Source organism: Mucilaginibacter sp. 5C4, from assembly GCF_034345625.1.
In the GTDB taxonomy this organism is placed as follows: Bacteria; Bacteroidota; Bacteroidia; order Sphingobacteriales; family Sphingobacteriaceae; genus Mucilaginibacter; species Mucilaginibacter aurantiaciroseus.
On sequence record NZ_CP133775.1, the window covers coordinates 1,192,830 to 1,215,388 of the forward strand.

The 22,559-nt window shown below is 43.5% G+C and carries 21 protein-coding genes; 13 read left to right on the plus strand and 8 right to left on the minus strand.

The window, feature by feature from the left end:
• The first annotated feature begins 1 nt into the window (after nt 1).
• The 3 genes from RHM67_RS05540 to RHM67_RS05550 all read left to right on the plus strand — a co-directional run bounded on the left by RHM67_RS05540 (nt 2) and on the right by RHM67_RS05550 (nt 4,732).
• Nucleotides 2–892, plus strand: a complete 891-nt coding sequence (locus RHM67_RS05540; protein ID WP_322231117.1) for a TolC family protein — start codon at nt 2–4, stop codon at nt 890–892.
• On the plus strand, nt 889–2,055 hold the full coding sequence (locus RHM67_RS05545; protein ID WP_322231118.1) for an efflux RND transporter periplasmic adaptor subunit: 1,167 nt from the start codon (nt 889–891) through the stop codon (nt 2,053–2,055). The genes RHM67_RS05540 and RHM67_RS05545 overlap by 4 nt, the downstream gene beginning before the upstream one ends.
• Nucleotides 2,056–2,578: 523 nt before the next feature.
• On the plus strand, nt 2,579–4,732 hold the full coding sequence (locus RHM67_RS05550) for a GH92 family glycosyl hydrolase (protein WP_322231119.1): 2,154 nt from the start codon (nt 2,579–2,581) through the stop codon (nt 4,730–4,732).
• Nucleotides 4,733–4,798: 66 nt separating this feature from the next.
• On the opposite strand, the gene RHM67_RS05555 is transcribed toward RHM67_RS05550, so the two are convergent.
• The 4 genes from RHM67_RS05555 to RHM67_RS05570 all read right to left on the minus strand — a co-directional run bounded on the left by RHM67_RS05555 (nt 4,799) and on the right by RHM67_RS05570 (nt 6,301).
• The gene (locus RHM67_RS05555; protein ID WP_322231120.1) at nt 4,799–5,101 is read right to left on the minus strand and encodes a hypothetical protein; all 303 of its coding nucleotides are present in this window, start codon (nt 5,099–5,101) and stop codon (nt 4,799–4,801) included.
• A gap of 166 nt (nt 5,102–5,267) precedes the next feature.
• Nucleotides 5,268–5,612, minus strand: coding sequence for a DoxX family protein (locus RHM67_RS05560; protein ID WP_322231121.1), 345 nt, complete (start codon nt 5,610–5,612; stop codon nt 5,268–5,270).
• Nucleotides 5,612–5,962, minus strand: coding sequence for a DoxX family protein (locus RHM67_RS05565; protein WP_322231122.1), 351 nt, complete (start codon nt 5,960–5,962; stop codon nt 5,612–5,614). The genes RHM67_RS05560 and RHM67_RS05565 overlap by 1 nt, the downstream gene beginning before the upstream one ends.
• A gap of 162 nt (nt 5,963–6,124) precedes the next feature.
• Nucleotides 6,125–6,301, minus strand: a complete 177-nt coding sequence (locus RHM67_RS05570) for a hypothetical protein (RefSeq protein WP_322231123.1) — start codon at nt 6,299–6,301, stop codon at nt 6,125–6,127.
• A gap of 258 nt (nt 6,302–6,559) precedes the next feature.
• Here RHM67_RS05570 and RHM67_RS05575 point away from each other — a divergent pair, with 258 nt between their 5' ends.
• Entirely contained in the window at nt 6,560–7,153 is a 594-nt protein-coding gene (locus tag RHM67_RS05575; protein ID WP_322231124.1) for a 2OG-Fe(II) oxygenase, read from the plus strand.
• A 9-nt stretch (nt 7,154–7,162) separates the two neighbouring features.
• Here RHM67_RS05575 and RHM67_RS05580 read toward each other — a convergent pair whose 3' ends face one another.
• On the minus strand, nt 7,163–7,294 hold the full coding sequence (locus RHM67_RS05580; RefSeq protein WP_322231125.1) for a hypothetical protein: 132 nt from the start codon (nt 7,292–7,294) through the stop codon (nt 7,163–7,165).
• Nucleotides 7,295–7,346: 52 nt separating this feature from the next.
• Between RHM67_RS05580 and RHM67_RS05585 the strand changes: the two genes are divergently transcribed.
• Nucleotides 7,347–8,312, plus strand: coding sequence for a hypothetical protein (locus tag RHM67_RS05585; RefSeq protein ID WP_322231126.1), 966 nt, complete (start codon nt 7,347–7,349; stop codon nt 8,310–8,312).
• Between the two features lie 3 nt (nt 8,313–8,315).
• On the opposite strand, the gene RHM67_RS05590 is transcribed toward RHM67_RS05585, so the two are convergent.
• Complete coding sequence (locus tag RHM67_RS05590) at nt 8,316–8,960, minus strand: CHAT domain-containing protein (RefSeq protein WP_322232174.1); 645 nt, start codon at nt 8,958–8,960, stop codon at nt 8,316–8,318.
• Between the two features lie 47 nt (nt 8,961–9,007).
• Here RHM67_RS05590 and RHM67_RS05595 point away from each other — a divergent pair, with 47 nt between their 5' ends.
• Nucleotides 9,008–9,232: a hypothetical protein gene (locus RHM67_RS05595; RefSeq protein WP_322231127.1), complete on the plus strand. Its 225-nt coding sequence runs from the start codon at nt 9,008–9,010 to the stop codon at nt 9,230–9,232.
• A gap of 165 nt (nt 9,233–9,397) precedes the next feature.
• On the opposite strand, the gene RHM67_RS05600 is transcribed toward RHM67_RS05595, so the two are convergent.
• Together RHM67_RS05600 and RHM67_RS05605 are read right to left on the minus strand one after the other, a co-directional pair.
• Nucleotides 9,398–10,195, minus strand: coding sequence for a DoxX family protein (locus RHM67_RS05600; protein ID WP_322231128.1), 798 nt, complete (start codon nt 10,193–10,195; stop codon nt 9,398–9,400).
• A gap of 71 nt (nt 10,196–10,266) precedes the next feature.
• Nucleotides 10,267–10,875 (minus strand): DUF1684 domain-containing protein, encoded by a 609-nt coding sequence (locus tag RHM67_RS05605; RefSeq protein ID WP_322231129.1) that lies wholly within the window; start codon nt 10,873–10,875, stop codon nt 10,267–10,269.
• Between the two features lie 539 nt (nt 10,876–11,414).
• On the opposite strand from RHM67_RS05605, the gene RHM67_RS05610 reads away from it, so the two are divergent.
• The 7 genes from RHM67_RS05610 to RHM67_RS05640 all read left to right on the plus strand — a co-directional run bounded on the left by RHM67_RS05610 (nt 11,415) and on the right by RHM67_RS05640 (nt 22,545).
• Nucleotides 11,415–12,449: a LacI family DNA-binding transcriptional regulator gene (locus RHM67_RS05610; RefSeq protein WP_322231130.1), complete on the plus strand. Its 1,035-nt coding sequence runs from the start codon at nt 11,415–11,417 to the stop codon at nt 12,447–12,449.
• A 265-nt stretch (nt 12,450–12,714) separates the two neighbouring features.
• Nucleotides 12,715–15,729: a SusC/RagA family TonB-linked outer membrane protein gene (locus tag RHM67_RS05615; RefSeq protein WP_322231131.1), complete on the plus strand. Its 3,015-nt coding sequence runs from the start codon at nt 12,715–12,717 to the stop codon at nt 15,727–15,729.
• Nucleotides 15,730–15,758: 29 nt separating this feature from the next.
• Nucleotides 15,759–17,276, plus strand: a complete 1,518-nt coding sequence (locus tag RHM67_RS05620; protein ID WP_322231132.1) for a RagB/SusD family nutrient uptake outer membrane protein — start codon at nt 15,759–15,761, stop codon at nt 17,274–17,276.
• Between the two features lie 32 nt (nt 17,277–17,308).
• On the plus strand, nt 17,309–18,175 hold the full coding sequence (locus RHM67_RS05625) for a PKD domain-containing protein (protein ID WP_322231133.1): 867 nt from the start codon (nt 17,309–17,311) through the stop codon (nt 18,173–18,175).
• Nucleotides 18,176–18,229: 54 nt separating this feature from the next.
• Complete coding sequence (locus tag RHM67_RS05630) at nt 18,230–19,354, plus strand: DUF5009 domain-containing protein (protein WP_322231134.1); 1,125 nt, start codon at nt 18,230–18,232, stop codon at nt 19,352–19,354.
• 23 nt (nt 19,355–19,377) lie between these two features.
• On the plus strand, nt 19,378–20,925 hold the full coding sequence (locus RHM67_RS05635; RefSeq protein ID WP_322231135.1) for a DUF4832 domain-containing protein: 1,548 nt from the start codon (nt 19,378–19,380) through the stop codon (nt 20,923–20,925).
• Nucleotides 20,926–20,940: 15 nt separating this feature from the next.
• Complete coding sequence (locus RHM67_RS05640; RefSeq protein ID WP_322231136.1) at nt 20,941–22,545, plus strand: glycoside hydrolase family 31 protein; 1,605 nt, start codon at nt 20,941–20,943, stop codon at nt 22,543–22,545.
• The last annotated feature ends 14 nt before the right edge of the window (nt 22,546–22,559 follow it).

A 22,559-nucleotide genomic window follows, 5' to 3' on the forward strand; every position in this document is an offset into this window, starting at 1 on the left:
ATTGGCCTACCAGGTACGGGATGTGTACCTTCAACTCACCGCCTCAATCGCTAAATTACAGTTGTTAAAAGATCAGGATTCTGTTTATACAAATGTGATCAAACTGGAACAACTGCGGTTTAAAATGGGCGAAACTTCCAGAATCAATTTAACAAGTGCGGAGGCTAAAGCAGGGATGCTCATTAATCAGCGTCAATTAGTTGAATCGGAAATTGGAGTGCTGCAAAATAAGCTGATGCTCTTAACCGGCGGAAGCGTGGCGTATTTACCAACAGAACAAGCCCCACCCGCATGGCAAAATATCTTTTTACCTGATACTGCTAAAGCATTGGATAACCCCGAAGTAAAACAAGCGCAACAACAGGTGTTGATTGCCGGGTGGAAAGTGAAAGTAAGCAAGGCCAAAGCCTTACCGGATTTGAGCCTGAGTTACAGCAATCAAAGTCTTGCAGGCCCGGATATACGCAATTCCAATCTAATGCTCAATAAGGGCGCGCGGTTCTCCTCTTATATGGTTGGATTGAATATTCCTCTATTTTTTAACCAATATAAAGCTGCTGTAAAATCGGCCGGCTACCAAAAAAAAGCATCAGAATATACTTACACGGCAAAGCAACTGGAATGGCGCGGGCAATGGCTACAAAGTTATCGGCGCTACAGTCAACAACTTAAGGCACTCAACTATTATGAATCTGCGGCGCTCAAACAAGCTTCAGAGTTAGTGCGCACAGCCACGTTATCATTTAATAGCGGCGGTATTAGCTACCTGGAGTGGGCCAACTATTACAATCAATCTATTCAATTACGAACCGACCGGCTTGATGCGCTGCTGCAATTAGACCAAACCATTAATCAACTCTGGTACTACCAGGGCGAAACAGAGAAACCATGAAATTATTATATCTATTAATTGTCGCAGCCTTGCTTACCGCGTGCGGCGGAAAAAAAGATGACAAAAAGGACGGGGGTAGTGAGCCATTGCAACAACAAAATAAAGCAAAAGGTAACACCATTAGTTTTACACCTGAGCAAAACAAAAATGGAGGGATTGACACTGGTAAACTACCTATGCGTCTGCTTAACGCCAAGATAAGCGTTAACGGGCAGGTAGATGTACCACCAGAAAATTTAATAGCGGTCAACGTCCCCATGGGCGGTTTTTTAAAACGAACCACGATGTTACCGGGCGAGCATGTGGTTAAGGGGCAAATAATAGCACAGATAGAAAATCAGGAATATATTACTATCCAGCAGGATTATTTAACTTCCGTAAGCAAGATCACCTTTTTAAAACAGGAAATGGAGCGCCAAAAAGTACTGAGCCAGCAACAGGCAAGCCCGCTCAAGCTTTACCAGCAGTCACAATCCGAATATAACAGCGAGTTGGCCCAGGCAGCGGGTTTAGCACAAAAACTCCGAATGATAGGTATTGATGCAAAGAAATTAACGCCGGCAACAATCCGGTCGGTTGTTAACATTCCCTCACCCATAACCGGTTACGTGTCGAAGGTAAATGTTAGCGTCGGCAAATTTACCAACCCTACAGATGTTTTAATGGAATTAGTGAATACAGACGACATCCACGCGGCACTGACTGTATTTGAGCAGGATATATCGAAAATAACTATTGGCAATAGTGTAGATATTAAATTACCAAGCGTCCCCGGTAAAACATATCCCGGCAAAATAATCTTGATCGGTCGAGTGTTGGACTCAACACGCAGCGTGATGGTGCACTGTCACTTTTTGAAAACAGATAAAAATCTGTTGCCCAATATGTTTATCCAAGCTACCATAAACACCAAACCACAAAATACTTTGGCGGTACCTGATGCGGCACTGGTGAATTATAGCGGGCAAAAGGGCATCTTCATAGCAACAAAACAAGGGCCTAATATTTTCTATAGCCTATTACCTGTAAAAATTGGGATTCAACAAGATGGCTGGAACCAAATTTCATTGATCAAGCCGGAGTTAAAGGATCATACTTTTGTTCTAAAGGGGGCCTTCTCTATTTTATCGGCAATGAAAAATACGGGTGACGATAGTGAATAGATAATACTCATTCATAATTGTAATTATAATTATAATCAGTTTCTAATTAAGGCTGTTGCATAAAATAAGATTAGGTTTTTTACTTTAGACAATCTTCGACCTACATAATTCATTAAAGGGTTTTAATTAAATATAATCAAAATAATATTTCAAGGTCAATACATGGTGGCAAAATCGCTTTTTTAAGTTCCTTTTATTAACAGGGTAGTATGCTTTTATTGTTATGCAAAGAATCCTGAAGATTAAAAAACATAATTACTGTAAACGCACTAAAATATATTAACCACTTTATTAGCCATAGGGGAATCAAAGGCCTTATCGCCATCTGGATGAGGGGCATTATTTTGAGAGCTAAGAGTATTAACTGTAAAAGCGAAAGCTCTGCAAATTTGCAGAGCTTTCTTGTTTTGATTTAGCTTTGCCGATAATATTTCTTTTAAATAAAACAGGTTGGTTTAGGGGATAAGGCCTTCAATTGCATCTTATAGTAAATCGGCGTACACCAATTTCGCCGCATAAACCTATGATAAGCAAATTTACAAAGTCTATTTTTTTAGCGTCGATGGCGTTATTAACCTTCGGGAACGCGGCAAATGCTCAAACAGTCCAATACACCAAATACGTAAACACCTTTATCGGCACCGCGCCGCTTAATGACCCTAAAATATTGGGGTACGAGTTACCAAAAGACTGGCGCTCATGGGCGGGGTTAACCTTCCCCGGTAGTTCATTGCCGAATGCGATGGTACAGCTAAGCCCGATGACGGCGTATGGTTCGGGGGCCGGTTACCAGTATGAGGACTCGGTGATCCTTGGGTTTACCCACACCAATAAAGGGCACTGGAACCTTTGTAATATCCCAATCCTGCCCATGACCAACCCAGGCAGCAAATTTGGCTCGAGGTTTAGCCATAAAAGGGAAAGCTCATCCCCGGGCTATTACCAGGTTTATTTGGATGACTATGGCATCAACGTAAGTTTAACATCAACCTTAAGGGCGGGCTATCATAAATATAAATTCAAGAACAATAAGAGCCGCCAGATCCTTTTTGATCTTGGCAAAGCCAACAGCCGGGTAACTACCTGGAAAATTGAGCAGGCAGGTACTTCCGCGGTGCAGGGCTTCCAGGGCGGCGAGAACGTATATTTTTATGCAAAGTTGAATGCCAACATCGAAAAGCTGGATAAAACAGACGAAGGTAAACGAACAGGTTACGCCATACTGCATTTAGCAGATGGTAGCACAGCACCGGTGGAGCTAAAGATAGGCCTATCCTTTGTAAGCGTAGAAAATGCCAAGCAAAACCTGGAGGCCGAGATAGGTAACAAAAGTTTTGAGGTGATCCGCAAGGAGGCTAACCAAAAATGGGAAGCTTTGCTATCAACCATACAGGTTAAAGGCGGCACGGCTAAACAGACTAAGATGTTTTACTCATGTCTGTACAGGTCGTTCTTATGGCCTGCTTTACGCAGTGATATAAATGGCGACTATACCGACGCCAAGCATAAAGTGGGCAAGGTTGATTTTAACTATTATACCGAGCCATCCCTGTGGGATACTTACCGCAATAAAGATGTATTGTTAGGCTTGGTAACGCCAAAGGTTACTCTCAACGTTATAAAATCTATGAAGGATGTGGGCGATAAAACAGGGTTCATCCCAACGTTTTTCCATGGCGACCATGGCTCATCATCAATTGCCGGGGCATACCTGAGGGGCATTGCCGATTTTGATATCAAAGGCACTTATCAGATCTTATTACGGAATGCCAATGTGGAAGGCGGTGCCCGCCCATACATTAAAGAGTATATAGAGAAGGGTTATATCTCCGATCCCGACATCGTACATCCTGAAGTCGAAACCAAGGCGAAAGCTGGTGTTTCTAAGACGTTAGAGTACTCTTACGATGATTATTCGGTAGCACAGATCGCCAAAAAACTGGGTGATACGGCTAATTACCGCATCCTGATGGCACGGTCAAAAAATTATAAGAACATGTTCGACCCATCTACCCGTTTTATGCGCGGCAGGTTGGATAATGGCGATTGGATAAAGCCTTTTAACCCCGAGCAGCCTTATTACGAATACATGTACCGCGAGGCAAACGCCTGGCAGGTATCGTTTTTCGCGCCGCATGATATGCCGGGGTTGATAGCCCTGTACGGTGGCCCAAAGAAGTTTGAATTGAAGCTGGATTCGTTGTTTACCCTACCGTGGAACCCTAAATATATTGCCCGTAATGTAGAAACTATGGTAGGCCAATATTGCCAGGGTAACCAGCCAGATCACGAAGCGCCTTTCGCCTATACTTTTATCGGAAAGCCGGAGAAAACGCAGAAGGTATTGGATAACATCCTGAATAACCTATATGGCATTGGCGACGAAGGCCTGGAGTTAAGTGGGATGGATGACGCCGGCGAAATGTCGTCATGGTATGTGTTTAGTTCGATGGGTTTGTACCCGTTCTCGGCTACCGACCCTAAGTATATCGTGACCGCGCCACTATTCGATAAAGTGACATGGAAAACCAGCAGCGGTAAAATCCTCACTATTACTAAACCGGGTAAGGGCAGGGGCATCACCGCCATAAAAGTGAATGGCAAAAAGATAAACGGCTACTTTGTATCGCACGATCTGTTTAAATCAGGAGGGAATATCAACGTGGTAACCAAATAATTCATTGTGAATTGTAATAACGGCCTGCTGATTAAAAATCAGCAGGCCGTTATTTTTTAGGGGATATTACATTTTACTGCCTTTTATGAGTACTACCGATTCTATCGATTGTTCTTTAAGATGGAGGAATTTCTTCCGCTCCTCATCTTTCATAAAGTTTTCAAGGTCATGATCGCTATTGAACTCAACGATGTGGATTTCATAGGGGGGCTTAGTATTGCTTTCGATAACCGCCTCTTCATTTGGCCTTATCCTTAATAATAGCTTGCCATTGTATTTGGCTATTAGCGGGATCGCAACATCTTCAAATTGATGAAAAATTTCTTCCTGACCGGGTTTTATGTGGATGAGCTGTGTAATGTAAAGCATAACTGATTGTTGATTGTTATAAAGTTATGAAAACGGAGGTGGAGTGCAATCAAATGTTCACGTTCACGTTTGTGAACACACGCGGTAATTTATAAATAGCTGATGGCCAATAAGTTCAAGTTTTACTAACTGACAAAATAGTGCCACCACCGTTATCAAAAAAGTTTTAGCCAATAATGCCTGCTGCCGATAAACAGATATAAAAGTTTATCACCATAAAAATGAAAGATGGCAGTGATGCCCAAAAGCCATCTTTCATTTTTAACCGCACGCCAAACCCAATCAGCATCAGTAAGGCCAGCCCGCCCGATGCTAAAAGTAAAGCCGGCACCCAAAACAGGCCTATAAGCATACCAAAACCACCCAGCAGTTGTAACCCACCTATCAGTTGCCTGTACCTATCTAAACCATACCGCTCAAACTCCAGCTTCATGGACTTGGTTGCGAAGAAAGTGGAACCATAATATAAAAACGACAGTGCTGATATGAGTGTTAATACGATCAGTAGCATTAAATTTTTAATAAACCCGAGTGTACCCAGGCAGTAAATAAACTAAGGGCCAATAAAAGGGCCGAGGGCATAAACTTATACCACGGGTTTTTGACCCGGAAATGGGCGATTTGCGCGCAAATCATTAAGGCTGCCATTAACAAAGCGGGTATCAATACTAATGAGGGGTACCAAATACCGGTAACCAACAGTGTAGATAAGGCTATTTTGCTTGCTCCTACAAAACTTCGTAATACATCGGGGATGCCGTATTGTTTAAATTCTACTACGATGTTATCAAAACGGATGATCCAGACATAGCCTATTGATAGTGCTATAATTACTTGAGCACAATTAGCAAGTGTATTCATTTTTTGGGATTTAAAATGGTGGACATTAACCGGAAAGAATAAACTCAGTTTTGGTCTTTATGGTGTTGTTGTTTGGTTTGGGCAGAAAACAAGGTAACGGCAAAGCCCACATACAAAACCGTAACAATAACCGTTAGGATGATCAGATCTAAATTTCCCATCTTAGTTTTGTTTTTTTTGGTTAAAGTAAACGAGTAAACCGATCATTGTTGGTGGCCACAAGCCAATAAATATGGCCCGGTCATGTTCTTTTAAAAAGATGTAATAGTACTCGGAGATGAAAATGATGGCTATCACCATGGTGAGGATAGCAAATTCAATTTTGGAAATTTTGTTCATTTGAATGTTATTTTAAAATGTACAGATGAAAAATAAGTTATAGCAGGTTCCATAAAGCACCAGCAAAGAAAACATCAGGACTTAGTTATGCCTGTAATATCAAAAGAAACGCTATAAAAGAGTAACGGGAGGCGGAATATTTATAGTGCAATTTAGAAATAAATTATCGCTAAACGTTGTTTATTTACTTATATCTGAGTTGCAGCTTTAAATGATTAAAAGCGGTTACCGCCTTTATTAAGTGTACCTTACCACAATTTGGAAATTATCTTCAACGAACTCATCGATAGTTACCTGGCCACGAACGTGGGCACGGTTAAAAACTTCCTCACCCAAGCTTTATCTGCCCATTTGGTAAATAATATCGATGCGCTATATGCAGCCGATAAATTGCTTGCTGCCGGCACGGGCAACAATAAACTAATAAATCACGATATGTTGGTGCGCAGCGATAAGATCTATTGGCTGGACAGGCTCCATAACGATGTTCATGAGAATAGTTTTTTTGATTTGATGGATAGCTTTGTAGCCCATCTAAACAGTAGTTGTTATGCAGGCATAACCGGTTACGAGTTCCATTACGCGCTTTACGAGAAAGGGAGCTTTTACAAACGCCACCTGGACAACTTTAAGCAGAACGGTACCCGCGCATTTTCGATGATCATCTACCTGAATACCGAAGTTGATGGCGGCTCGTTGCGCATTTACCAGGGGGATGAATCACAGGATATCAGCCCAAACTCGGGCAAAAGCGTGTTCTTTAAAAGTACCGAACTAGAGCACGAGGTTTTGGTAACCAACCTGCCGCGCATGAGCATCACCGGTTGGTTAAAGGTTGCCGCTGTAAATTAGCGGTACACATTAATCTTCGTCGGTTTTTAGCTTTTTAACCAGCCACAGCAAACTTAAGCCCTGGCCAATGAGGGTGAACACCACCACCCCCACTACCGAGATGAAAATGATGGCATTACGCTCGGGTAAGGAAAATAGCACTAATCAAACAAAATGACTATTTTTAGCTTATACCTCAAAACCAGGTACGGCAATGTTAAAACGTTTCTTATTAGCAGTTACTTTTACAATTGTATTTTTTAGCCAGGCCGCGCAGGCGCAAAAGGAACGCCCCGATACCGTAAAAGCAGGCATTTATATCACCAGCATCCACGACATCAATTTTAAGGATAAAGAGTACACTGTTAGCATGTGGCTGTGGCTGAAATATAAGAACAAGAAATTCGATTTTTTGCATAACCTGGAAGTGCCGCAGGCCAAAACGGTTACGCAATCCTATTCTACGGTAGATTCCAGCGATAACAAGGTCTACATACTGATGAAGCTGCAATGCGTAATGAAAGATTCCTGGGCGATAGATAACTTTCCGTTCGACCAGCAAACGCTTAGTTTCTCTATCGAGAATTCGCAGTTCGATTCTAAAGCTTTGGTGTTTGCCCCTGATACTTTGGGAAAAGAATTTGACCCGAGATTTACCCTGCGGGGATGGCGGATAGATAGCCTGAAAGTATCTACAGGCATTAAAAAATATGAAACCGCTTTTGGCGATGACAGCGCACCCAAACCCCATACCGAATACAGTAATTTTAAAGTTAAGATGACCATTGCCCGCGATGCGATGGGCTTATTCTGGAAAATGTTCCTGGGGATGTATGTGGCTTTCCTTATCGCATACATGTGTTTTTACATCCATACAGATAGCATCGACTCGAGGTTTGGGTTGAGTGTAGGGGCACTATTCGCCGTAATTGGTAACAAGTATATTGTCGATTCGGCGCTGCCGGAGTCTACCACTTTTACCCTGGTAGATACCCTGCATGGCATCACGCTGCTGTTTATTTTGTCGGTTATCATCGGTACATCCTATTCGCTCAAATTAATCAAGCGCAATGAAGTAGAGAAAGCCAAAAGGTTTGATTTTATAGCCGCGCAGGTTTTATTAGGCACCTACTTTGTGCTGAACGCCTGGTTTATTTTTGAAGCGACACGGGGTAGCTAACGGCTATTTCTTACCCTGTTTTCTAAGATATATAAAAGCTAAAACTACGCCTATTAAAGCGCCTATTGCCGCGCACCAGTAAACCTTGTTTGTGGTTGCCTGCAAAAGCACCGGGTTGTTCGTGCCCATCAATATCAGGCTGTCCCAGTAGTAGGGCAGGTAAATTGCATCGGCTGTTTGGTTGGTGTTTAGCCAGGCCAATTTGGCAAGGTGCAAGACCTGGCCGCTGCTTTGCCCATCAAGCAAAAATTTATTCATATTGGTGATAATTTGCGATACGGTTTCATCATTTACATTCCATAAACCGGCTATTGTTGCGGTTGTGCCAATGGCGCTAAACCCACGCGAAAGACTAATTACCCCTTCGCCCTTTGCCAACTGCCCGTCGCCGGTACGGCAGGCACTAAGTACGATCGGGTTCGGTTTATTGCGCCTGGCTAATAGCTCGAACAGGAAAAGTTTTTCCTTCCCAAAATCAAGAGTAGGTTCCTTATTTACACCAGACAGGTACGCATGCGTGCTGATATGTAACGTGCCCGAATTTTCAAAGCTATTAAAGAAAGCTTTGGTATTCACCTCGTTATTGTACAAGTAATTGCCTTTGATCAGTTCGTAGATAGCCGCGGTTTCTTTCTTTACCGCGATGATGGGCGTTTAAGAAAAGCCTTTACGAGGAGTATAGCATAAACGGCAGCATGTGGGTTACCGAGCGTGGTGAGGGCACACAAACCAACCTGGAAAAGGCCGCCGCTTATTACAATAAAAAGGATTACGCGGAAGCCGGGAAGCTACTGGCTAAAGAATACGCCGCTAACCCTAAGAACAGTATGGCAGCCTGCTACTACAGCATCACACTGATGCAGGATAAACAGGAAGCCAAAGGCCGTGCGATATTGCAGCAATTGTACCAGGGCGAGTAGGCGTTTAAGTATGATGCGGCATACCAGATCGCCCTGAGTTTTGTGAAACAAAAGCAGCCCAAAAACGCCAAAAAGTGGCTTAAAAACGTCCCGCACGGCACTTCAAACTACAGTAAGGCGAAGGAACTGGAAGGGAAGTTATAAAAGAGGAGGGTTAGCAAAATGCTAACCCTTTTTTGTTTTTAATTTAACCGTGACTGGGATAACATTGGTTTTACTCAAGGCTGCCAAAGTGAACGCGCCGCAACTAAACGCCAGTGCTTCAAACGCGCTTACTATTTCGTTGCCGTTAAGGCTATGCGGATCGGCCATAGCACGGGGGATGTGGAGCATCACAAACCAGATCAGGATCATAATGCCCAACAACTGTGCTGCTAAACGGCGCTTGATATTTAGGATGATACCAAGCCCTGCAGCAATAAGTGCTGCGCCGGTTAGGTAGGTCCAAAACAGGTGACCCGGCAGGCCTTTGGGCACCAGGTTCTTCACAAAATCGGCATAAATAAAATGTTCCGCACCAAAAACAAGCATGGTTATGGCCAGGAAGTATTTGCCCGCCGGTAGGATGCCCCCGAATCCGGTGGTATAATTTCCCTTAGGTAAGGCTGATGCGATTATTAAAGCGCATCCGCTTAGTGTTAATATTTTGAGTGAGTTTGCCCAGCTGCCTAAAAACTCCGGCTTGTTTAAGAATTGATTGGGTATATGGAAGATGATTAGTAACAGTAAAAATATTAAACCCAGGTAGATGGCCGCAGGACGTGCTTTGCCATCAACAAAAATGAATGCGCTTGTAAGAATCAGTACCGCGCTGCCTGTATAAACAGCTAATTTTGACGTGGAGAGGTCGGCGGGCCAGGGAATAATTACAGGCATAAATACCGAGAACAACAGCTGCTGTACGGCAATAGCGATAATGGCAAGCGCAAATAGCATGCGCCATACTTTAACAGGGTTTTGCATGAAGAAGGTTTATAAAATTGTTTACTTACGCAATTTACAAAATAGCCAAACTATTCATAATTAAATGTTGCTTATTGGCGGTGCTTTTTTTCGCCTGTAAACTTTTTCTCACCGGCTTCAGCCTTAAGTTTTAAGTTATTTTCTTCGGGTGGCATAGGGCATTGGTAACCATCGCTGTAGGCGCAGTAGGGGTTGTAGGCTTTGTTAAAGTCTACAACAACTTTGCCGTTTTTGATGTCGCCGGTTTTAAGGTCGATGTAGCGGCCGCCGCCATAGGTTTCAGCGTTATTGGTATCATCGGTAAAGGGTAAAAACAGGTAATCTACCAAAGAGGGTACATTACTAAACGATACATTTTTGTAGATATACAACTGATATGGCTTACCCTTTAGCGCGAATTTGATGAGCGCGAATTTTACGTAGGCCTGCCTGGCACCGTCAAAGGTCGGCATCTGGAAGGTGAGCTGGTTAGCTAAGATCTCAGCATCCGCATTCACCCGGTAAGTGCTGTCGGCATCATAAAACTGTAGGTTGGCAAGGTCGGCTTCTTTTATGGGCGAGTGTTTATCTGTAGTAAAATCTTTTTTATAGCTATCGCGATGGGTGGCAAGCTGCGTTTTATAATCCTGCGCTAATGTGTTTGCGCTAACAAAGATCAATAGGTAAAAAAGGTATTTCATGGGGCTGTTTTAATAGGTGCCTAATTTACAAACACGGCATTAAATGCTGAAAGTTATTAACTTCATAAAAATAGCAAAGTATGCGGTATTGACGAAACTGTTGCTCTGTTACACTTTATTGTTAGCAGGTTGACTGGCAGAACCACCCGCTTTTGTTATTTTAGTACATAACCCTACGTCATTTAATTGTCACATGATATTCTTGAAGGTTTTACATTTTAATAGTTGCATTGACTATTACTTAACAGTTGCATCAAATTGTAGCTTAAGTTATCTTTGCGTATGCTATCTGTTCACAAGTTTTTAAAATGCTTTCTTGGTGGTTAACTTTTCTCATAAGGAAACCTAAAGGTTAAAAATATAAACTGCGTAAAAATGCACGCAGTCTAAACCACGTATTTCTACGCAATTTCCCCAAACTTTTAACAACGGCCTTGCGTTATTGCAAAGGCCGTTGTTGTTTTGTAGCAAATGGCAAATTGTTAGCTTTACAATTAATATAGTACATTAGCCAATAAGTACTGCTCCACCAGCAACACATGTCCAACAATAAGTTACCCACTATTAAAGAGATAGCCAAGCGGCTCAATGTATCTGCATCTACCGTATCGCGGGCGCTGCACGATCATCCGAGCATTGGTTTGGTAACTACCATGCGGGTACACAAGGTGGCAAAAGAACTGGGTTACGAAGCCAATAAAATGGCCATCTACTTTAAAGAGCGTAAAACCTATACCATAGGCGTAATCATCCCCGATCTTTCCGAACCTTTCTTTTCTGCCGCGCTAACCGGGGTAGAGGATGCTGCTGAAGCCAGTAACTACAACGTGATCATCGGGCAATCGCTTGATAATTTTGAGCGCGAGAAAAAGATAGTAGAGAACATGAAAGACCACCGCGTAGATGGCGTGCTGGTATCGCTCACCAAAGAAACCTCCACCTACGAACATTTTGATAGCCTGAAAAAGTACAACATCCCCGTGGTGTTTTTTGACAGGGTACCCAACCGTAAGGATATAAATTATGTAGCCTGCAACCTGGTATCGGGCATGCTGCAGGCCATAACCAAACTGGTTGGCATTGGGCACAGCCGGATAGGCCTTATAAATGGCCCGGCCAAATTGGCTGCCACTCTGCAACGGTTGGAGATCTACTGCCGATGCCTGAAAGAGAATAACCTACCGATGGACCAGGATATTATTGTATCTACCACTTTAGCTAAAGCAGACAACGTTAAGGCTATAGGCAAATTGCTTGCGCTTGAAGAACCGCCAACCGCCATTATTGTATTTAACGATTACGTTTTGCTGGATTGTATCGCCGCGGTTAAAGCCGCCGGGTTAGTGGTAAACAAGGATATCAGCTTTATCAGTTTTGCCAATTTGCCTATTTGGGAGTACATGGATAGCGTGCCATTAGGATCGATAGAACAATTTGCGAACAAACAATCGTCTATGGCAGCGGAGTTCCTGTTCCAGATGATCAACAATGCCAATAAGCCCAACTCGCCCGAACTCCCATTATTGCAGCACATCATCGATTCGGAGATGATAGATTACTCATCTGCCAAATAATTAACCCTCCTTATTGTGTTAACCAAATATTAAATGGTGTTTTAGATATAAAACAGCCAATAATAATCTGCTAATCAGCACTTAAGTAAATTTTACGCAAACGGTTGCGTAAAATAGCGCAAACGGTTGCGTAAGTCACGCAAACGATTGCGTAAACGTGTTTGCGCTTTTGCGTTCTGCTGCACCCTTTCGTTAACAATAATTTTACATCACTTTTACAATAAGCAACAAACTAAAGATTACCTAATAAAATAAATTACAGAATATGACCAGGAAAATTTTACTTATCTGTTCTTGCGCTATGATGTTTTGCCTGCAGGGTTTCTCGCAAACCCTACAGGTTACAGGGCATGTAGTAGCCGCGCTTGACAAGCAGCCAATGGCAGGCGTAACCATCTCGGTTAAAGGCACAACCAACGGCGCCATGACAAATGTTAACGGAGATTTCTCTTTAAACGTGCCGGCGGGCAAAGCAACATTAGTTGTACGCTTTGTAGGCTACCTGCCTAAAGAGATAGCAGTAACCGGTGGCCAAACCGGCATACAGGTTCAACTAACCGAGGATGTGCAGCAACTTAACGATGTTATTGTAGTAGGTTACACCAGCAAAAAACAAAACGAGCTAACCAGTGCGGTTACCGTGGTATCGGCCAGTAAACTTAAAGACGTTACCTCTAACGACATTGGTACCATGCTGCAAGGTAAAGTTGCAGGTTTAAACGTGGTGAACAGTTCGGGCGCGCCGGGCGCGGTTGCCGAAATCAGGCTGCGTGGTGTATCATCTGTTAATGCAAGCCAAAGCCCACTTTTTGTGGTTGATGGTATTATTGGCGGTAACTACGACCCTAACGATGTTGAAAGTGTTACGGTATTGAAAGATGCAGGTGCTACCGCTTTATACGGTTCGCAGGCAAACGCGGGTGTTATTATCATCACCACAAAAACTGCCAAACAAGGCGAAACCAGGTTTGAGGCTAAGCTTTCAACAGGTTTTAGGACTGCCGATTTTGGTAAACTGAACGTGATGAACAGCAACGAGCTTTACGATTACCAAAAAGAGTTTTACCGCGATTACATTGTAGGGGCTACTGATAACTCTTACAAAATAGACTTAGCGAAGTTTTACGCAGAGCGCCCTTTATCGCTACGTAATCAGGATTATAACTGGTCTAAACAATCATTTAAGAAAGCTCCTGTATATAACTTCTACCTATCTGCCAGTGGCAAAACAGAAAAGAATGATTATTACATAGGTGCATCATACTATAAAGAAAAAGGTACGTTCATTAACACCAATTTTGAGCGGGTTAACTTACGTGGTAACTCAACTTACCATTTCTCGAAAAAACTGGATGTAACCAATAACATCAACATAAGCGCGTCGCAAGGCAAAAGCTACGATTACATGGATGTGTATTACTCGTTCCTGAACATGCCTTGGGATAACCCGTACGATGCAGCAGGCAACCCAATTTATGTAGATGGTAACTCGGCATTTAAATGGTGGTCGAGGGATAAAATAAACCCTATTAACACCGTTCAAAATTCCGATCACTCTTATAAAGGTTTTAACCTTAACTACGATTTAAATATCAATTACCGCATCACCAACTGGTTAACTTTTGCAAGTACCAACAGGGTGGCAGCATCGTTTGATAAAAGCAGGAATTTTGTATCGCCATTAGCGGCAGGTACTTATCATGGTACAGGTTACCTGGATGAGTTAAACACGCTTAACTACGGCCTTATTAGTAACCAGTTATTTAAATTCGATTTCAGGCTTGGCGATCATAACATCAGCGGTTTTGTTGGTGGCGCGTTCGAGAGTAGTAAAAACGAATATTCGGGCGGTTCAGGTAAAGGCTTACCCGAGGGGCTTAGCGTGCTTAACGTAGTATCAAACAACCAATTGGTTAATGGCGCTTATAACAAATACATTTTACAATCATTAATATCACAGGTTAACTACAGCTACAAAGACAGGTATTTCCTTTCGGGCTCTTACAGGTATGATGGTTCATCAAACTTTGCACCAAGCAAGCATTATGGTGGTTTCCCATCTGTATCGGCAGCATGGTTAGCCAGCAGCGAGGAGTTCCTGAAGGAAAATAGTGTTATAAATAACTTAAAGCTGCGTGGTAGCTTCGGTATTACCGGTACACAAGATATTGGCGCATCACGTTTCCTTGGTCTGTTCTCGTTAACTACCCAATACAACGGGTTGGTAGGTGCAATACCTTACCAAATAGAAAGCCCTAACCTTACCTGGGAGAGCAAACAACAGATAAATGCCGGTATCGACATCGGTTTATTTAAACGTGTAAACGTAACAATAGATGTTTACCGCAACGATACTAAAGACCTGTTGCTACAGGTATCGCAACCGCTTTCGGTTGGTTTTGAAACTAAATGGGAAAACGCCGGTAAGGTTATCAATAAAGGTATCGAATTGGGCATCAACTCAACCAACGTAAAAACCAAAAATTTTGAGTGGACCACCGATTTCACGATCAACTATAATAAAAACACACTGGAAAGCTTCCCATCAGATATCGTAAAAACCAGCCCAAGCACTACCAATGTATCGCAGATCTATCGCAACGGTGGTAACCTGTTTGAGTTTTACATGAAAAAATGGACAGGTGTTGATGCGCAAACAGGCGCCCCTACCTGGGAGAAGATCATCTATAACACCGATGGCAAGGCAGTTGCCAAAGAACGCACCTTTAACTATGCAGAAGCTACCAACCAGGAAGTTGGTTCGGCGTTGCCTAAATTCCAGGGTGGTTTTAACAACAGCTTTAGGTACCAAAACTTTAACTTGCGTGTAAGCACATATTTTAGCATAGGTAATAAAGTGTTTAGCAATAACTTAAGGTATATGATGAACGATGGCCACGAACCATATTACAACCAGATAAAATTACCTGATGGTGCTAAAGTTTGGACAGGCCCGGGCGATACCCAAGCCACCGAGCCAAGCCCGCAAAACAATGCTAACTCTACAGAAACATCAACCCGTTACTTAAAAGATGGCAGCTACTTTACCATCAGGAATATTGCTTTCAGCTACACCCTGCCAAATGCATGGGCTAACAAAATAGCGATGAAGGGCGTAAGCGTTGGTGTAACTGCCGATAACGTAGCCACGTTCTCTAAATTCTTAGGTCAGGACCCGCAAACTACCATTACACCGGGCAGTTTTGCAATGCCGGGCATATCCGACTTTAAGTACCCAAACAACCGCCAATATTTATTAACTGTTAATTTCAACTTTTAAGCAGGCTGCAGCCTATTAAAATTAAGTATATGAAAAAGAAAATATTCACCTTCATTACCCTTATGGTTGTTGCAGCAAGCAGCTGTAAAAACCTTGATGTAAACCCAAGCGATGCCATTAGCACGGGTACAATTGTTACCACAACCAATGGTTTAACCAATGCACTTAACGGGGCATACGCGTTATTGAAAGACCATATTGAGTTTGGCGGATCGATAGATCAGAACAATATGTACCTGCGCCAGTTTTATCACCTGAGCGATTTTGCCAGTGATGATATTGTTTGCGGCCAGGTAACAACCGACCCATTGTACTATAGCTTTAGCTTAGACCATTCGCCGGCACAGGGTAATACACGTTATTACTGGTATATCTCGTATAAAATAATAACCGGCGCAAACACCGTTATCGCCGCGGTAGAAAAATCGGGCAAAACTGATGCTACAACCAACCAGCTACTGGGCGAGTGTTACTTTTTACGTGCATTTTGCCACTTTAACCTGGTAAGGATCTTCGGTAAGGCATACACCACCGACCCAAATTCGCCGGGCGTCATCCTGCGTACTAACCTTACAGACGATTCTAAAAAAGCACGTTCAACCGTTAAGGAAGTTTATGATTCGGTACTTGCCGATGCTGAGAAAGCCGCGGCTTTGATGACCCAGCCAAGAGGTGTACAATACGCCTCGCAAGCAGCCGCAAATGCTTTGTTGGCACGTGTTAGCCTTTACAAAGAGGATAATGCTAAAGCTGTTGAATATGCAAATAAGGTAATAAACGCGGGTAAGTACACATTAGCTACCAAAGCAACCTATCCAACCATGTTTGCCAACTCGCAAACAGCAAGTGAAACCATTTGGTGCGTGGCGTTTACCCCGGTGGATGATTACGGGAAATTTGGCTCTATCGCTTCCATGATCTACTCAGACGGTAACTCTGGCTGGGGCGAAGAATATGCTTCATCATCATTACGCGGTTTAATGTCGGCCCATCCAGAGGATGTTCGCTGGTCGTACATTGTTCCATCTAAAGATGCCGGTGGCAACGTTCAAAAAAGAAATGGGATAGAAGTTTATTACATCAGCAAATTTTCTTTCCAGGGAGGGTTGCCAAATTTAAGCTCGCCAATAATGTTTAGGCTGGCAGAAATGTATCTGATCCGTGCCGAAGCCGAAGCTAAAACAGGTGCAACCCCTGCCGCGCTTGATGATGTTGATATGATTCGCAAAAACCGCGGTTTGGAAGCATCTCTTTACAATAAGATTGTGCCTGCCGGTAAAACTGTTTTAGATGTTGTACTGGATGAAAAACGCATAGAGATGGCATTTGAAGGCCACCGCTCTTATGATGTATTCCGCAACAAACGTACACTGAATAAGGCTTACTGGGGATATCACATTGCAGGTTTAAAAGAAAGCGATGTAGACCTTTCAAAAACACCGGCAGGCTATCCAAACTTAACTGTGCCATACACCAGCCCGCGTACCATCTACTACATCCCTGTTGATGAAACGCTGAGTAACCCGTTAGCAACCCAAAACCCATAATTTAATTATCACATCGTAACATATAAATTGATATGAAAAATTTTAAAGCTTACATGTTCATGCTGTCGGTAGCCGTGGCAAGTTCGGTATTCAGCTCATGTAAAAAAGATAATTACACCCCTAAAACAGATCTGCTTTACGAGATAGATGTTGACGGCGCAACCGCAACCTTTACCGTAAAAACAGAAGGTGTAACAGATTACAAATGGGATTTTGGCGATGGTAAAACCTCTACCGATGCTAAACCAACCCATGTTTACCCAGGCAAAGGCAAATATGTACCAACGCTAACAGCATCGGTAAACGGTAAAAGTGCCGAGGCCTCAACCGTGTTGCGTATAGCCAAAACAACCCCGGTTAAAATAAACGATAACTCGCTTGCCGATTGGGATGCCGTTACTAAAGATGTGATAACCTTAGGCCCCAATAAAGGTGTGTTCAACAAGGTTAAGTTTGATTACGATGGTAACTATATCTATGCTTACATAGAAATGGCCAGGAAAAAAGCTGACGCGGATATCTTCGATTTTTATATCGACTCTGATAACAACCCTGCAACAGGCTTGCTTACCGGTACATACCCCGATGGTGGCTATGATATTTTATTGGAAGGCCAGTTGCTTACCAACGGGATAGATATATTTTATCATAATAGCACCAACCAAAATGCATTCTCTTTCGAGCAGCAATCAATTGCTGATGCTATTACGGTTGGCACCATACAGGAAGCTAACGGTATAACCAAGTTTGAGATGCGCATTGCACGTGGCAAGCTAAAGGGGCTTACAGGTACGGGTGCACGTTTGGCTATACAGATAACTAAAAATGATTACTCGGTTTTATACGGTAGCGCGCCTGATACGGGCACATCAAGCTACTTCTTAGACATGAGCGAATAATGTTTTAATTGGTTGGTTGAGGCTGTAAACAAAAATATATATCAAAGCGCTTTTATGGTGAATAATTTGAATGCTGATCAATTGGCTAACGGGCGCTTAGTGTCCTTAGATGTGATGCGCGGTATGATCATGATATTGCTTTGCGGCGAAAGCTGCATGCTTTACGAAGCAATAAAGCACATTGATCCGGCGCAGCCCATGGGCGGGTTGATCACCCAGTTCTTTCACCATCCGTGGCACGGGCTGCGTTTCTGGGATTTAGTGCAGCCTGCGTTTATGTTTATGGCGGGCACTGCGATGTATATTTCTTACAGCCGTAAACTGGCAAAAGGCGAAAGCTGGGGGCACAACTTAAAACATGTGCTTATACGCAGCCTAAAGCTTTTTATATGCGGTGTTGCCCTGCATTGTTTTTATGCAGGCAAACCTGTTTGGGAACTTTGGAACGTGCTTACCCAATTATCATTCACTACCATCGTAGCTTATTTGATAATTGATAAGGGCTACACCTGGCAGTTTGTGTTCACCATCGGCCTGCTTATCCTAACAGAGGTTTTATACCGCACCATACTGATACCGGGTTTCGACCAGCCGTTTGTGGAAGGTAAAAACTTTGGGGCATATGTGGATACCCTGCTCATGGGCAAAATAAACAGCGACGGATGGGTAACCATCAATTGCATCCCAACGGCGGCGCACACCATTTGGGGCGTACTGGCAGGCAAGCTGCTTATCTCCAACAAAACCATCACCTACAAAATAAAGGCATTGGTAATTGCAGGATTAATAGCGCTGGCTATAGGCTTTGGGTTAGATTGGAGTGGCGTTACACCTATCATCAAACGCATCAGCACAAGTTCGTTCGCTTTTGCATCGGTAGGGTGGGTTTTGCTGATACTGGCCGCGGTTTACTGGCTGGTTGATGTAAAACGTAATACCAGATACGCTTGGATCTTTACCGTGGTGGGCATGAATGCCATATTCATTTACCTGTTCTTTGAAACAGTAGGTGTACAGTGGGTAAATGCCAAAGTAGCGGTATTTACAGGCGATATGCTGCACCTGTTCTTAAACGTACCGCTAAGTTTCGCCGCGGTGGTATCGGCCATAGCCGCGTTGGTTTTAGAATGGGGCTTATGCTACTGGCTTTATAAACAAAAGATCTTTTTTAAACTATAAAAATACTCTTAAACTAAGATATCATGATCAAAAAATTTACAGGCTATGCCCTGGGCACGTGTTTAGCAGCAGTACTGCTTTCGTCATCGTGTAAAGATAAAGACGCCAACCTGGTGCAAATTGAAAAGGTAAACGTTACCTATACCGAAAGCGCCGAAGATTTCCCTAACCCCGAGCGTGGTTTTTACCGCTACTCTGAGGTACACTCCAGCAACTACACGGTATTAACTGCCGATGAGTTAAGAAGTTACCGCTCGCCGCAGTCTATCCAGTCGGCTAACTACCAGGTAGCAAGCACGCTGGTGTTCAGGTATTATATTTTAGATGATGTGGTTAATACCGCCATATCTGCAAACTTTATCACCAACATAAAAAAGGATTTTGAAGCCGCACGTAGCGCAGGTGTTAAACTGATCCCCCGCTTTGTTTACACCGCGACAGCAAAGCCGGGTAACTGCCCTGAGGGTTTTATTTGCCCGCTTTATGGTGATGCGCCAAAGGCGATCATCTTAAACCACATCGCGCAGCTAAAACCAGTGTTGCATGATAATGCCGATGTTATTGCCTGTGTGCAATTAGGCTTTATAGGTACATGGGGCGAGCAGTACTACAGCGACTTCTTCGGTGATGCTTCACCAAACGCGGCACAAGGCAAATTGCTTGACCAAAACTGGAAAGATAGGATAGAAGTGATCAAAGCCATGCTTGACGCCGTACCTGCCGACAGGATGATCCAGCTGCGTTACCCGCAATTAAAGCAACGTTATATCTACGGTGTTAATGCGCCGTTAACTTCTGCACCATTGACAGAAAGCAGTGCCTTTACCGCGACTGATATTGCCCGTTTAGGTTACCATAACGATTGCTTTATGGCCAGCGCAGATGACTTTGGTACCTATACCGATTATGGTAATAGCTCGAGCCCCCGCGAATCTGGTGGCGCAGCTTTAAATACGCTGAAAGGCTACTTTAAAGCAGATAGCAAATTTGTAGTTGTAGGTGGTGAAACCTGTTCTGATGGTTACAGCCCAACTAATGACTGCGAACCTGCAGGTAAGATCCAGGCGGAGTTTGCAGCATTGCACTACAGTTTCATCAATGCACATTACAATACCGATGTTAATAACGACTGGCAGGATGGCGGTTGTATGGATAACATTAAACGCAACCTGGGTTACCGTTTTGTATTGCAAAGCGCCGTATTGCCGGATAACGTTGTTAAAGGTACCGATCTTAATATTGTGTTGAACGTCAAAAACGCGGGCTATGCATCGCCATACAATAAACGTACGGTAAAACTGTTGCTGCGCAACACCAAAACCAACGAAGTAAAATCATTCGACCTGGCTACTGATGTTAGAAGGTGGTACAGTGGTGTTAACAAGATCACAGAAACCGTTAAGATAACTTCAGATTTCCCTGCCGGCGATTACGAAATGTTGTTGAACCTGCCGGATGCTTATGCAAGCATCGCTAGCAAGCCAGAGTTCAGCATCCGTTTAGCCAACAACGGTACCTGGGATGCTGCAACAGGTTACAACAAGTTAAACCACACTATAAAAGTTAACTAAATATACCCCTGCTAAATGATAAAGGCCTTTAAAATATGTTTGTTTGCCGCGCTGCTATGCACCACAGGTGCCGGGCTGTACGCGCAAACAAGCATAACTATTAAAGATGGAGAAAAATGGTTCGGCGGCGCTTCTAACGAGGCGCACCTTGCACCTTTTAAAGATGGTTACAGCTACGATATGTATGCCGATACTAAAGGTAACCAGGCCGCGCCGCTATTGGTATCTACCAAAGGCCGGTTCATTTGGAGCGAGGAGCCTTTTAAGTTTACGGTAGCAAATAATAAGCTGATCATTAGCAATGCAAAAGGTGCGGTAACTATCGATTCGGCAGGTAAGAATTTACGCGAGGCATTCAGCAACGCGTCAAAACGTTTCTTCCCGGCTAAAGGTAAACTGCCGGATACCTTGTTGTTCAGCAAGCCGCAGTACAATACCTGGATAGAACTGGTTTACAACCAAAATCAAAAGGATATTTTAAAATACGCGCACTCGATAATCGACAATGGTTTCCCTCCGGGTGTGATCATGATAGATGACAACTGGGCCGATTACTACGGCAGGTTTGATTTCCGGTCGGACAGGTTTATTAACGCCGCGGCTATGATTGATACCCTGCACAGCATGGGTTTTAAAGTGATGCTTTGGGTAAGCCCCTTTGTATCGCCCGATACCGAAGTTGCCAGGGAATTGCTTGCTAAAAAGCTGTTGCTGATGGCTAATAAAGTAAAAACCGGTAACCCGGAAAAAGATGCCGATGAGCCTGCCATAATCACATGGTGGAACGGTTACAGTGCCGTGCTTGATTTTACCAACCCCGATGCTATAAAATGGTTCAAGGGCCGCTTAGATCATATGGTGGATACTTACCACCTGGATGGTTTTAAGTTTGATGCCGGAGACGCTGATTTCTATCCGGCAAACGCGGTATCATTTAAACCGGCAACACCAAATGAGCATAGCAGGTTATGGGGCGAATTAGGCCTGTACTACCCGCTAAACGAATACCGCGCCATGTGGAAAATGGGTGGCGAGCCATTAGTACAACGCCTGCGCGATAAAAAACACAACTGGGAAGATCTGCAAAAACTGATCCCGGATCTAACCACTGCGGGTTTGTTAGGCTACCAATTCACCTGCCCCGATATGATTGGGGGCGGCGAATACGGCTCGTTCATTGGCAGGGATAAACTTGATGAGCAACTGGTAGTACGTTCGGCGCAATGCTCGGCATTAATGCCAATGATGCAGTTTTCGGTAGCGCCATGGAGGGTGTTATCAAAACAAAACCTTGCAGCGGTAAAAAAGGCTGTGGATATAAGGGCTAAATACACACCATACATTATGCAACTGGTGAAGCAAGCCGCCAAAACCGGCGAGCCTATTACCCGCAGTATGGAGTACGAGTTCCCTAACCAGGGCCTGGCTGAAGTAAGCGGCCAGTTTATGCTGGGGAATAAATACCTGGTGGCGCCTATGGTAGCCAACGGCAATACAAAAACAATATACCTGCCAAAAGGAAAATGGAAAAGTGATTTGGGCAAAACCGTTAAAGGCCCCGCGAAGATAGAGATGGATGTAGCGGCCGACAGGCTGCCGGTGTTTGAATTAATTAAATAGAAACAAACTTTAAA